This window comes from Mycobacterium sp. 360MFTsu5.1, from assembly GCF_000383495.1.
Taxonomy (GTDB): domain Bacteria; phylum Actinomycetota; class Actinomycetes; order Mycobacteriales; family Mycobacteriaceae; genus Mycobacterium; species Mycobacterium mucogenicum_B.
Map to the genome: position 1 here is coordinate 254,252 of NZ_KB911465.1, position 12,180 is coordinate 266,431.

11 protein-coding genes are annotated in these 12,180 nt (G+C 67.3%); 5 read left to right on the forward strand and 6 right to left on the reverse strand.

The features are described 5' to 3' along the window. Window positions 1–118 precede the first annotated feature (118 nt). The gene (locus tag H289_RS0111010) at window positions 119–1,570 is read left to right on the forward strand and encodes an aromatic amino acid lyase (protein WP_020100847.1); all 1,452 of its coding nucleotides are present in this window, start codon (window positions 119–121) and stop codon (window positions 1,568–1,570) included. On the opposite strand, the gene hutH is transcribed toward H289_RS0111010, so the two are convergent. Continuing rightward, on the reverse strand, window positions 1,563–3,101 hold the full coding sequence (gene hutH, locus H289_RS0111015; protein WP_020100848.1) for a histidine ammonia-lyase: 1,539 nt from the start codon (window positions 3,099–3,101) through the stop codon (window positions 1,563–1,565). The genes H289_RS0111010 and hutH overlap by 8 nt on opposite strands. 65 nt (window positions 3,102–3,166) lie before the next feature. Between hutH and H289_RS0111020 the strand changes: the two genes are divergently transcribed. Both H289_RS0111020 and H289_RS0111025 read left to right on the forward strand, forming a co-directional pair. After that, complete coding sequence (locus H289_RS0111020) at window positions 3,167–4,342, forward strand: pyridoxal phosphate-dependent aminotransferase (RefSeq protein ID WP_020100849.1); 1,176 nt, start codon at window positions 3,167–3,169, stop codon at window positions 4,340–4,342. 60 nt (window positions 4,343–4,402) lie between these two features. After that, a complete protein-coding gene (locus tag H289_RS0111025; protein ID WP_020100850.1) occupies window positions 4,403–5,209 on the forward strand; it encodes an Abi-alpha family protein in 807 nt (268 codons plus the stop codon). Window positions 5,210–5,408: 199 nt separating this feature from the next. Here H289_RS0111025 and H289_RS0111030 read toward each other — a convergent pair whose 3' ends face one another. The 5 genes from H289_RS0111030 to hsaA are packed head-to-tail and all read right to left on the reverse strand — an operon-like array spanning window position 5,409 to window position 10,315. Further along, entirely contained in the window at window positions 5,409–6,755 is a 1,347-nt protein-coding gene (locus H289_RS0111030; RefSeq protein WP_020100851.1) for an MFS transporter, read from the reverse strand. 7 nt (window positions 6,756–6,762) lie between these two features. Continuing rightward, window positions 6,763–7,332 (reverse strand): 3-hydroxy-9,10-secoandrosta-1,3,5(10)-triene-9,17-dione monooxygenase reductase subunit, encoded by a 570-nt coding sequence (gene hsaB / locus H289_RS0111035; protein WP_029105084.1) that lies wholly within the window; start codon window positions 7,330–7,332, stop codon window positions 6,763–6,765. 11 nt (window positions 7,333–7,343) lie between these two features. Beyond that, window positions 7,344–8,246, reverse strand: coding sequence for an iron-dependent extradiol dioxygenase HsaC (hsaC, locus tag H289_RS0111040; RefSeq protein WP_020100853.1), 903 nt, complete (start codon window positions 8,244–8,246; stop codon window positions 7,344–7,346). A 12-nt stretch (window positions 8,247–8,258) separates the two neighbouring features. Then, on the reverse strand, window positions 8,259–9,125 hold the full coding sequence (hsaD, locus tag H289_RS0111045; RefSeq protein ID WP_020100854.1) for a 4,5:9,10-diseco-3-hydroxy-5,9,17-trioxoandrosta-1(10),2-diene-4-oate hydrolase: 867 nt from the start codon (window positions 9,123–9,125) through the stop codon (window positions 8,259–8,261). After that, window positions 9,125–10,315: a 3-hydroxy-9,10-secoandrosta-1,3,5(10)-triene-9,17-dione monooxygenase oxygenase subunit gene (gene hsaA, locus H289_RS0111050; RefSeq protein WP_029105085.1), complete on the reverse strand. Its 1,191-nt coding sequence runs from the start codon at window positions 10,313–10,315 to the stop codon at window positions 9,125–9,127. Before hsaA ends, hsaD begins: the two co-directional genes overlap by 1 nt. A 155-nt stretch (window positions 10,316–10,470) precedes the next feature. Here hsaA and H289_RS0111055 point away from each other — a divergent pair, with 155 nt between their 5' ends. Next, complete coding sequence (locus H289_RS0111055) at window positions 10,471–11,532, forward strand: ferredoxin--NADP reductase (protein ID WP_036420421.1); 1,062 nt, start codon at window positions 10,471–10,473, stop codon at window positions 11,530–11,532. A 21-nt stretch (window positions 11,533–11,553) separates the two neighbouring features. Beyond that, window positions 11,554–12,141 carry a hypothetical protein gene (locus H289_RS30320; RefSeq protein WP_231387992.1) on the forward strand — a complete coding sequence of 196 codons (588 nt, stop codon included), beginning with the start codon at window positions 11,554–11,556 and terminating at the stop codon, window positions 12,139–12,141. The last annotated feature ends 39 nt before the right edge of the window (window positions 12,142–12,180 follow it).

Sequence of the window (12,180 nt, forward strand, 5' to 3'; positions counted from 1 at the left end):
GACCAACGCACTCAGCGTTGCCACTAAGTAAAATTCACTTTCCATCTAGCGGAAAGATATGGCTTTCGGCGATGATAGGACCGATCGCGCGCCTGCGGTAGAGAACGAGGAGAATTACATGATTGAGCTGACCGGAGCGGGCACGATTGCCGACGTCGTGACGCTCGCGGACCGGCGCGATCAGGTCTGCGTTGCACCGGCCGTGCTCGACGGGGTCACCGGGGCACACCGGCAGGCGGCCGACCTGAGTGCGCGGTTCGCCACCTACGGCCGCACCACCGGAGTCGGCGCGAATCGCAGCACGCCGGTGGCACCGGATGATGACGACTACGGGCTGCGCCTGTTGCGCAGCCACGCCGCCGATGCGGGTGATCCGCTCGACGACCGCACGGTGCGCGCCATGCTGGCCGTGCGGCTGATCCAACTGTGTGTCCCGGGCGCGGGCCTGGATCCGCGCATCCTGGGCGGCCTCGAGCGCATGCTCAACGACGATGCCCTGCCCGAACTGCGGCACTACGCGTCGATCGGCACCGGCGACCTGGCAGCACTGGCCGGCACCGCCCTCACGTTGATGGGCGAACGCCCGGCCAGCCGCCCGCTGACCCCGATGCCGCGGTGGGGCGCAGACAGCGCACTGCCCTTCATGAGCAGCAGCGCCCTCACCGTCGGCCGCAGCTGCCTCGCCGCCGACGAGCTGATCCGGCTGGAACGCGCATCGAGCGTCATCTACATGCTGAGTTTTCTTGCGCTGGAAGGTAATCCGTCGGCATTCGCCGCGGCGGCCGCACGCGCGGCCGCCGCACCGGAGGTGGACGCGCTGGCCGCCCGCCTGCGCACGTTGTTCGCCGGCGCGGGGCACCCTGAGCACCGTCCGGCACGCATCCAGGATCCGTATGGCCTGCGGGTCTACCCCGTCGCTCAGGCCAGCGTCGTCGCGACGCTGAATTCCCTTGTCGCACAGTTGGAGCGGACGCTCAACACGGCGCAGGAGAATCCGCTGTTCGACATCGAGGGCGACCAGGTGGTGCATCACGGCGCCTTCTACCAGGCGGCGCTGTCCCTGGAACTCGACGGCACCACGCTGGCGCTGGCGCTGACCGCGCCGATCACCCACTCCCGAATCCGGATGCTGAACGACCCGGAGACCAACGGCCGCAACGCTTTTCTGGCAGCGGCCGAAGACGGCTCATCCGGGCTCATGATGGTCGAGTACGTCGCTGCCGGGGCGATCGCCGAAATCCGGGCCGCCGCGCAACCCGCATCCGTCGGGACGCTCGTGCTGTCGCGGGGTATGGAGGAGGACGCCACGTTCGCCTCGCAGAGCGCGCTTCAGCTGGAGCGGTCGGTTGCCGCCTACCGGGTGTTGTTGTGCTGCGAGCTGGTCGGGGCCGTGCGCCTGTTGCGGCAGCGCGGCCTGCACCACCGCTTCACGGGTGTCGCCGGAGAGGCCATCGCCTTGGCGGCAGATCTGCCGTGGGACGACACCGACCGGGACCTGCGGGGTGACCTGGCCGCGGCCGAAGCGCTGCTCGACGACCTCGGCCGCCTCGTCACCGATCGGGTCAGCTGAGGCGGCCGATGACCGCCTCGGCCGCAGCCACCAGCGCCCCGTCCCCGGCCAATTCGACGACCGCTTCGATCTCGGGGGCCAGGTAGCGATCCGGGCCGGGGCCGGGGACCCGGTCCCGCACGGCGGCGATCACCGCCGCCGTGCCCGGCGCCGGCCGCAGCGGTGCCCGCATCTCGATTCCCCGTGCGGCGGTGAGCACTTCGATCGCCAGGACCCGGGTGAGCCCGTCGATGGACTTACGCAGCTTGCGGGCCGCCGACCAGCCCATGGAGACGTGGTCCTCCTGCATCGCCGACGATGGGATCGAGTCGACGCTCGCGGGCTGTGCCAGGCGCTTGAGTTCGGAGACGATGGCGGCCTGCGTGTACTGCGCGATCATGTGACCGCTGTCGACACCGGGATCGTCGGCCAGGAACGGGTTGAGGCCACGGCTGCGGGCCGCGTCGAGGAAGCGGTCGGTGCGCCGTTCGCTGATGCTGGCCAGGTCGGCGACGGCGATCGCGAGGAAGTCCAGCACATACGCGACCGGGGCGCCGTGGAAGTTGCCGTTGGACTCGACGGTCCCGGTATCAGTGATGACGGGGTTGTCGACGATGCTGGCCAATTCCCGGTCGGCGACCGTACGGGCGTGCGTCACCGTGTCGCGAACGGCGCCGGCAACCTGGGGTGCGCAGCGCAGCGAGTAGGCGTCCTGCACCAGCGGGCAGTCGGGTCCGCTGTGGCTGGCGACGATGGGCGATCCGGCCAGCACCCGCGTCATGTTCGCGGCGGCGACGGCCTGCCCGAGCTGGGGCCGCAAGGCCTGAAGATGCGCCGCGAAGACCCGGTCGGTACCGAGCAACCCCTCCACGCTCATCGCCGCAGCGATGTCGGCGAGTACCAGCAGCCGATCGAGATCTGCCAGCGCCAGCACCAGCTGGCCGAGCATTCCGTCGGTCCCGTTGATGAGCGCCAGGCCTTCCTTCTCGGCGAAGGTGACCGGCTCCAGCCCATGCTCGCGCAACGCGTCGACGGCCGGTAGGAGGGCGCCGTCTACGGTGCGGACCTGGCCTTCACCCATGACCGCGAGCGCGACGTGCGACAGCGGCGCGAGATCCCCCGAACAGCCGAGGCTGCCGTATTCGTAGACAACCGGCGTCAGTCCGGCCGACAGCAGTCCGGCGTAGGCCTGGGCGACCTGCGGTCGGACCCCGGTGCGACCCGTCGCCAGCGTCGACAGCCTGAGCAGCATCATCGCCCGGATGACCTCGCGTTCGATCTCAGGGCCCGACCCCGCCGCGTGCGAGCGAATCAGGCTGCGCTGCAGCTTCGTTCGCAGCTCATGGGGAATATGGCGGGTGGCCAGCGCACCGAAGCCGGTGGAGATTCCGTACGCCGGGGTGGGATTCCCCGCGAGCGCCTCGATGTGGGCCCGACTGGCCGCCATGGCGGCCACCGCATCATCGGCGACCATCACTTCCGCGCCGTCACGGGCCACCCGCACTACATCATCGGCACTGACGGGGCCGACACCCACCGCAACCTGGACCATCCGACGATTGTGCCTGCCGCCACCGGCCGGCCGGTATTGCCGCCGGGTGTTCTAGCCTGACTCAGGTGACCAACCCCGTGGCGCTGCGCGCAGGCATTCCACCGTTCTATGTCATGGACGTGTGGCTGGCCGCGGCCGAGCGGCAGCGCAGCCACGGCGACCTGGTGAACCTGTCCGCGGGCCAGCCCGCCGCGCAGGCACCGGCGCCCATCCGGGCGGCCGCTGCCGAGGCGCTCGCCAATGACAACCTCGGATACACCGTCGCGCTGGGCATTCCCGAGCTGCGTGAGGCCATCGCGAAGTCCTACCTCGACCGGCACGGCGTCGAGGTGGAGCCGGACGCCGTCGTCATCACCACCGGATCCACCGGCGGATTCTTGCTCGCGTTCCTGTCGTGCTTCGACGTCGGCGATCGCGTCGCAGTGGCGAGCCCCGGCTATCCCTGTTACCGAAACATCCTGTCGGCCTTGGGTTGCGAGGTCGTCGAGGTGCCGTGCGGACCCGAAACCCGTTTCCACCCAACCATTTCCATGTTGGAGCAGCTCGACCCGCCGGCGAAGGGGCTGATCATCGCCAGCCCGAACAACCCGACGGGCACCGTGCTGCCGGCCGAGGATCTGGCTGCCATCGCCACCTGGTGCGACGCCAACTCCGTGCAGCTCATCAGCGACGAGCTGTACCACGGGCTCATCTATGACGGCGCGCCCGCGACCAGCTGCGCCTGGGAGACCTCGCGCAATGCCATTGTGGTGAACAGCTTTTCGAAGTACTTCGCCATGACCGGCTGGCGGCTGGGCTGGCTGCTGGTGCCCGAACCGCTGCGCCGGGCCGTCGATTGCCTGACCGGCAATTTCTCCATCTGCCCGCCGACACTGCCGCAGTACGCGGCCGTCGCGGCGTTCACGCCCGAGGCCATCGCCGAAGCCGACGCCCTGGTGCACCACTACGCGGAGAACCGCGCGCTGCTGCTCGCCGGGCTGGCCGACGTCGGGCTCGACAAGCTGGCGCCCGCCGACGGCGCGTTCTACGTCTACGCCGACATTTCGGACTACTCCACCGACTCGCTGACGTTCTGCGAGAAGTTGCTGACCGACACCGGTCTGGCGATCGCGCCGGGCGTGGATTTCGACACCCAGCACGGCGGATCGTTCGTACGGTTGTCGTTCGCCGGACCGAAGTCCGACATCGAAGAAGCGCTGCGTCGGCTGGGTCCCTGGCTCGCCGCGTACCGACAGGGGTAGCTGTCGGGTTTGCCACACAAGGGGCGAGAACAAACGGCAGGCCGGTACCATCGGTCCGCAATGTCCCAGGAAACCGACAACCCAGAACCGGAAGTTACCGACGACTTACCGGTGAACCGCGAGGGCCTCGAACGGCACGGCATCAAGCTGTCCACGCCCATCGGTGAGATCGCCATCGCGATCTCGACGCCGCGTGGTGGTTTGGCGATCCCGAAGCGATTCGACCCGCTCGGCCTGGCCAACCGCGCCCTCGGCGTCGCGAAGTTCGGTTTCAAGCTGGCCGCCTGGGGTGGCGAGCAGATCGCGATCGCGACCAAGACCACCGTCGAAGCCATCGAGATGGCCCCCGAGCGCTCGCCGGCTCCCGCCCCGCAGAAACAGCCCGCCAAGGAGTCCCTGCACGGCAAGCTCGGTGGCCTGCTGGACCGCGCCCTCGACCAGAGCACGGCCGACGGGAAGACCGAGCTGTACCACCGGCTGCTCGATCAGCTGGTTGCCGACGAAGCCCGCATCATCGGCGCGCTGTCCGACAACGAGTCGTCACCGCTGGTGAACATCTACCCGCGGAACCGCAGCGTCGCGACGCTGGAGAACGCGTGCCTCATCGGCCGCACCGCCAACGTCGCGCTACCGCAGATGGTGCCGCAGTACGTCAGCCACCTGCTGGCGCTCGGGCTGGTCGAGACCGTCCCCGAGGATCCCGACCTGAAGGCCGACTACGAGATCCTCGGCGCGGAGTCGATGGTGCTCAAAGCCATCAAGGACGCCTCGCGGGGCCCCTTCCCGGCGCGCGTCGAGAAGCTCGCGCTGCGGCTGTCGGAGCTGGGCCGCGGCTTGTGGCAGGCCGCGATGCAGGACGGGTCGTAGTCGACCTTTTCCCGGTCGGCCTCGCGTTGATCGTGCGCCCTGGGTCTTCGCTTCTCGCACTTTGCATGCGCCCGCGCACGGTCAACGCCCACAAGGCGTTTGCTTGTCAAGCGCCCAGCATATTCACGTACACGAATGTGCAGTCAGAGCGGAGCAACCGCAAATTTCACTATCTGTATGCACATTCGTGGCGCGACCATCACGGACGGGGCACTCCGGCGGCAACCGCACGCTCACTATCCGCGAGATCCACGTCGGCCAGGTCGATGCCCTTGGTCTCGCGTGCGAACGCCAGCGCCACCAGCGTCACCACGCACGCGCCGGCCAGGTACAGCGCGATCGGCACCGACGAGTGGTAGTCCTTCAGCAGCCGGACCGCGATGATCGGCGCGAGTGACCCGGCGAAGATCGCCGTCACCTGATAGCCAAGGGAGACACCGGAATAGCGCATCCGGGTCGGGAACATCTCGGACATCAATGCCGGCTGGGGCGCGTACATGAACGCATGCGCGACCAGGCCCGCGGTGATCGCCGACATGATGACGAAGTAGTGCTTGCTGTCCATCATCGGGAACGCGACGAAGCCCCAGGCCGCGGTGAGCAGCGTCCCGATCAGGTAGACGGGGCGACGGCCGATGCGATCGGAGAGCCTGCCCACCAACGGGATTGCCACCAGGTGCGCGGCGTGGGCCACCAGCAGGTACCACAGGATCAGTGAAGTACCCACGCCCGCATGCACTTTCAGATAGGTGATCGAGAACGTGACCACCAGGTAGTACATGATGTTCTCGGCGAACCGCAGACCCATGGCGGTCAGCACCTTGCCCGGGTAGTACCGGAGCACCTCGACGACGCTCATCGACGACGCCTTGACGCGCTCGGCTTCTTCTTGTGCCGCAACGAAAATCGGCGCATCGGTGACCTTGGTGCGAATGTAGTAGCCGACCAGCACCACGACCGCCGACAGCCAGAACGCCACCCGCCAGCCCCAGGACAGGAACTCCGATTCCGGCAGCGTTCCCGTCAGCGTCAGCAGGACGACGGTGGCCAGGATGTTGCCGACCGGCACCCCGGCCTGCGGCCAGCTGGACCAGAATCCGCGGCTCTGCGCGGGACTGTGCTCGGCGACCAGCAGCACCGCGCCACCCCACTCGCCGCCGACCGCGAACCCCTGGATGAACCGCAGCACCACCAACAGCGCCGGCGCCCAGTAACCGATCTGGCCGTACGTCGGTAGGCAGCCCATGAGGAACGTGGCCGAACCGACCAGCAGCAGCGAGAACTGCAGCAGCGTCTTGCGACCGAACTTGTCGCCGAAGTGACCGAACACCACGCCACCGAGTGGTCGCGCGACGAAGCCCACCGCGTAGGTGACGAAGGCCGCGAAGATGGCATCGAGATCGCTGCCGCTCTGCCCGAAGAACACCTTGCTGAACACGATGGTGGCAGCGGTGCCATACAGGAAGAACTCGTACCACTCGACGACGGTGCCGGCCATGGAAGCCAGGACGACCCGACGCAATCCGGACCGGATCGGCGCGCTCATTGCGCGACTATAGCCAGGTGTCCTCGGTCGTCGTGGTGAGAAACGCATCCAGATCGTCGCGCCATTGCGCCGGGGTGTTCTTGTCCGGCTCGATGCCCGTGTACTCGCCGCGGTAGAACAGCAGCGGACGCGGCTTGATGGCCTGCGGCTCGGACATCGACTGCACCGCGCCGAACACCACGAAGTGGTCGCCGCCGTCGTGCACGGAGTGCACCGTGCAGTCGATGTGGGCGAGCGTGCCGTCGAGCACCGGCGAGCCCAATCCCGAAGGACTCCAATCGATCCCGGCGAACTTGTCCTCGGCCCTGGAGCCGAACTGCGCCGAGACGTGCTGCTGGTTCTCGTGCAGCATGTTGACGCAGAACTTGCCACTGGCCTCGATGGCCTTCCAGGCCCGCGATTGCTTCGTCGGGCAGAACAGCACCAGCGGCGGGTCCAGCGACAGAGCAGCGAACGACTGGCAGGCGAAACCGACCGGCACACCGTCATTCACGGTGGTGATGACGGTGATGCCGGTACAGAACTGCCCGAGCACATTTCGGAATGTGCGGGGGTCGATCTGCGGGGTCTGAGTCATGCCGCGCGAGCCTACTTGAACCCGACGCTGAAGTCGTGACCCCAGAGGCTGATGCCGACGCTCTCGCGGGCGATCCAGCTCTCGTCCTCGACTTCGAGTCCCTCGCAACCGAATTCCATGTCGAAGCCACCCGGCGTCTTCATGTAGAAGGACAGCATCTTGTCGTTGATGTGCCGGCCCAGCGTGGCCGACATCTTGACCTTCTTGCGGTTGGCGCGGTCCAGGCACAGGCCGACGTCGTCGGAGTTCTCCACCTCGACCATCAAGTGCACGATGCCCGTCGGGTTGGGCATGGGCATGAACGCCAGCGCGTGGTGGCGCGGGTTGCAGCCGTAGAACCGCAGCCACACCGGGTCGCCGTCGGCCGGGCGGCCCGCGATCTGCGGGGGCAGCCGCATCGAGTCGCGCAGCCGGAAGCCCAGCACATCCTGGTAGAACGCCTGCGCCGCGGCGTCGTCATTGCAGGTGAGCACGACGTGGCCGAGGCCCTGCTCGGCGGTGACGAACTTGTGGCCGTAGGGGCTGACGAAGCGACGACCCAGGTACTGGATGCCGTAGTAGACCTCGAGGGTGTTGTCGGCCGGATCCTGGAAGCTGATCATGCCCTCGACCTTGCGGTCGAGCAGTTCTTCCTTGGTCCCTTCCTTGAACGGGACGCCGTGGGCGCTGAGGTTTTCCTTCAGCTGCTCGAGGGCAGGCGCGTCCGCGACCTCCCAGCCCGAGGCCAGCAGCCGGTCCTTCTCGCCGGGCACGATCACCAGACGCGCCGCGACGTCGTCCATCCGCAGGTAGAGGGCATCCGGGTTGGTGCCCTCGCCCTCCATCATGCCGAGCACCTTGAGCCCGAACTCGCGCCAGGCCGCCACATCGGTGGCCTCGATGCGCATGTAACCAAGGGCCTTGATCGTCGTCATGCCATGTCTCCTCTAGCTGCCCAGAAAGTCGAGGGTCAGCTTGTTGAACTCGTCGAACTTCTCTAGTTGTGCCCAGTGGCCGCACTGACCGAACACGTGCAGCTGGACCCGCGGAATCTGTTTGAGCGCGACCAACGCGCCGTCGAGCGGGTTGACGCGATCCTCACGGCCCCAGATCAGCAGCACCCGCTGCCGAAGCTTGTGCACTTCGCGCCACATCATGCCGAGCTCGTAGTCAGGCCCCGCGAAGGACTTGACCATCGCGCGCAGCGCGGCGAGCGACTCGGGTGTGCTGGCGATGGCGAACCGCTCGTCGATCAGCTCCGGGGTGACCAGGCTCTGATCGAAGACCATGATCCGCACGAACGCCTCGAGGGTCTCGCGCGTCGGTGCGTAGGCGAACTTGCCGAGCAGCTTGACGCCCTCGGTGGGGTCGGGCGCGAAGAGGTTGACGCTCAACCCGCCCGGGCCCATCAGCACCAGCCGGCCGGCCCGCTCGGGATGATCCAGCGCGAACCGGACCGCCGTCCCACCGCCTAGCGAATTGCCCACCAGCGCAGCCCGTTCGATACCGAGGTGGTCGAACAGCGCCAGCAGCGCGGTGGCGCTGTGGCGGTGGTACTGCACGTGGTCGGTGGGCTTGTCCGAATATCCGTAGCCCGGCTGGTCGACGGCCAGCACATGGAACCGCTCGGCCAGCACCGCGATGTTCTTCGAGAAGTTCGACCAGCTCGACGCACCCGGGCCGCCGCCGTGCAGCAGCACGATCGTCTCGGCGGCCGGGTCGCCGGCCTCGTGGTAGTGCAGGCGCAAATCATCACTTACCTGCGCATACCGCGAGGTGGACTCGAAAGTGACCTCGGATACCGCGGCGGTCATCAGACCATGGTGTCGGCCGGGGGCAGACCGAACTCGTTGTTACCGAAGATCAGGTAGGCGCGCTCGGGCTCGTTGGCGGCGTGCACGCGGCCGGCGTGGGCGTCGCGCCAGAAACGCTGCAGCGGGGTGCCGTTGGCCAGCGCGGTGGCGCCGGCGGCCTCGAAGAGCCGGTCGACGGACGCGATGGCGCGGCCGGTGGCGCGCACCTGGTCACGGCGGGCGCGGGCCCGCAGCTCGAACGGGATCTCCTTGCCGGCGACCAGCAGGGCGTACTCGTCGGCGACGTTGCCGATGAGCTGGCGCCAGGCGGCGTCGATGTCGCTGGCGGCCTCGGCGATGCGGACCTTGGCGAACGGGTCGTCCTTGGACTTCTCGCCGGCGAACGCGGCGCGGACGCGCTTGCCCTGGTGTTCGACGTGCGCGGCGTAGGCGCCGTAGGCCATGCCGACGATGGGGGCGGAGATGGTGGTGGGGTGCACGGTGCCCCACGGCATCTTGTAGACCGGGGCGGTGTTGGTCTGGTAGCCGCCGGCGGTGCCGTCGTTCATCGCCTTGTAGGACAGGAAGCGGTGCCGGGGCACGAAGACGTCTTTGACGACGATGGTGTTGCTGCCGGTGCCGCGCAGGCCGACGACGTTCCAGACGTCGTCGATGGTGTATTCGGTGCGCGGGATCAGGAAGCTGCCGAAGTCGACCGGGTGGCCGTCCTTGATGACCGGGCCACCGAGGAACGCCCACGTGGCGTGCTCCGAGCCGGAGGACCAGTTCCAGGCGCCGTTGACGATGTAGCCGTCGCCGGTCTCCGTCACCACGCCCGCGCCCATGGGGGCGTAGGACGAGGAGATGCGGACGGTCGAGTCGTCGCCCCAGACGTCTTCCTGGGCCTGCTGATCGAACAGCGCCAGGTGCCAGTTGTGCACGCCGATGATCGACGCGACCCAGCCGGTGGAACCGCAGGCGCTGGCGATGCGGCGGACCGCCTCGTAGAACACGGTGGGGTCAGCCTCGAGGCCGTCCCACTGGGCGGGCTGCAGCAGTTTGAAGAAGCCGATCTCGTTCAGACTGTCGATAGACTCCTGCGGCACCTGGCGCAGGTCCTCGGTCAGCTGTGCGCGTTCGCGCAGCACCGGCAGCAGGTCGTCGATGCCAGCCAGCACGGCCTGCACGTCGAGTTGTTCAATTGACGTCACGGATTGCCTCCCGGGGAGTGGTCGTCTAGACAGAAGATTAGAACACGTTACGATTTGTGTCGAGCATGGCGGTGCTACAGCAGGTAGACCCGCATAACTGCACTTTTGTAACCTGTTCTAGTTACTGGCCGTCAGGCCGGTTCGAACGAAGGGTGATGGTTGTGGACGAGCCGCTGGGCAGCCACGTACTGGAACTTGTGGTGGCCGACGTCGTCGCCGAGACCAACGACGCGCGCGTCTTGGTGTTCGAGACGCCCGACGGCAGCGACATCCCGCCAGAGCGACTGAAGTACTCCCCCGGTCAGTTCCTGACCCTGCGCGTCCCGAGCACCCGCACCGGATCGGTCGCCCGCTGCTACTCCCTGTGCAGCTCGCCGCATGCCAACGAGGCACTGACCGTCGCGGTCAAGCGCACCGCGGACGGCTACGCGTCGAACTGGCTGTGCGACAACGCACATGTCGGCATGCGGATGCACGTGCTGGCCCCGTCCGGCACGTTCGTCCCCAAGAACCTCGACACCGACTTCCTGCTGCTGGCCGGCGGTAGCGGCATCACGCCGATGCTGTCGATCCTCAAGTCCGCGCTGTCCGAGGGCACCGGCAAGGTGACGCTGTTCTACGCCAACCGCGACGAGAAGTCGGTGATCTTCAGCAAGGCGCTGCGCGAACTGACGTCGCTGTACCCGGACCGGCTGTCCGTCGTGCACTGGCTCGAGTCGGTGCAGGGCCTGCCCAACCCGACCATCCTGGCCACACAGCTGGCGCCCTACACCACGCGCGAGACGTTCATCTGCGGCCCGGCCCCGTTCATGGCCGCCGCCGAAGAGGCGCTGCTCAAGTCCGGCGCCGACAAGAGCAATGTGCACCTCGAGGTGTTCCAGTCACTGGACTCCGACCCGTTCGCCGCCGTCGTGCTCGCCGAAGATGACAGCGATGAGGGCCCGGCCACCGCAATCGTCACGCTCGACGGCGAGACGCACGAGCTGCAGTGGCCGCGCAAGGCTGTACTGCTCGACGTGCTGCTCGACAAGGGACTGGACGCACCGTTCTCCTGCCGAGAGGGGCACTGCGGGGCGTGTGCGGTGCTGATGAAGAAGGGCGACGTCGACATGGCGATCAACGACGTGTTGGAGCCGTCCGACCTCGAAGAGGGCCTCATCCTCGGTTGCCAGGCGGTGCCCAAGACGGATTCCGTCGAAGTCACCTACGACGAGTAGCGAAGGGATACGTTCTTGAACGTGAAAGTGACTGTGCACGGGCTTACTGCAGCAACCGCGGCCGCTGTGCTGACCGCGACCGCGCTGATGTCCCCCGCGACGGCTGCTGCCGCAGTCAATTCGGCCGACGCCTTCGTGCCGGTCGACGACGCCACGAAGATTCAGATTCACGTGACGGCACAGTGCTCGGGTGGTGCGTGCACCTTCAACACCGCCGCCAACCTGGTGGTCGGGGGCAATCCGGTTCCGCTGCCGCCGAACACCTGGGCGCGCGAGAACATCACGCTGCGCAGCTCGAACCGCAATGTGTACCAAGACGTCTCGTACAGCGCGCCAACCGGAGCGCCGCCGATCAACCGCGGTTCCTGGAACGGCCCCGTGAACTCGCGACAGCTCAAGTCGCAGAACAGCGCTCTGGTCTCGGTCACGTTCAACGGTGGCGGCACGTTCGAGGAGTTCGCCGTCGACGGCACCTCGCTGACGCTCGACGTGCGCACCGGTAAGCCGAACACCGAGGCGAATTTCATCGCCTGCGCCGACATTCAGGTCACCTACCCCGGCGTGAACCTCACGACGCCGACGGCCTGCGCGACGACGCACTACAACTGAGCGCCGCATCGCCGAAAGTGAAGTAGATCGCGAACTTTC

What these genes read in the sequence shown, in the direction of transcription:
- H289_RS0111010 (WP_020100847.1), top strand. Translation starts at nt 119, where the DNA reads ATGATTGAGCTGACCGGAGCGGGCACGATTGCCGACGTCGTGACGCTC.
- hutH (WP_020100848.1), bottom strand. Translation starts at nt 3,101, where the DNA reads ATGGTCCAGGTTGCGGTGGGTGTCGGCCCCGTCAGTGCCGATGATGTA.
- H289_RS0111025 (WP_020100850.1), top strand. Translation starts at nt 4,403, where the DNA reads ATGTCCCAGGAAACCGACAACCCAGAACCGGAAGTTACCGACGACTTA.
- H289_RS0111030 (WP_020100851.1), bottom strand. Translation starts at nt 6,755, where the DNA reads ATGAGCGCGCCGATCCGGTCCGGATTGCGTCGGGTCGTCCTGGCTTCC.
- hsaB (WP_029105084.1), bottom strand. Translation starts at nt 7,332, where the DNA reads ATGACTCAGACCCCGCAGATCGACCCCCGCACATTCCGAAATGTGCTC.
- hsaC (WP_020100853.1), bottom strand. Translation starts at nt 8,246, where the DNA reads ATGACGACGATCAAGGCCCTTGGTTACATGCGCATCGAGGCCACCGAT.
- hsaD (WP_020100854.1), bottom strand. Translation starts at nt 9,125, where the DNA reads ATGACCGCCGCGGTATCCGAGGTCACTTTCGAGTCCACCTCGCGGTAT.
- H289_RS0111055 (WP_036420421.1), top strand. Translation starts at nt 10,471, where the DNA reads ATGGTTGTGGACGAGCCGCTGGGCAGCCACGTACTGGAACTTGTGGTG.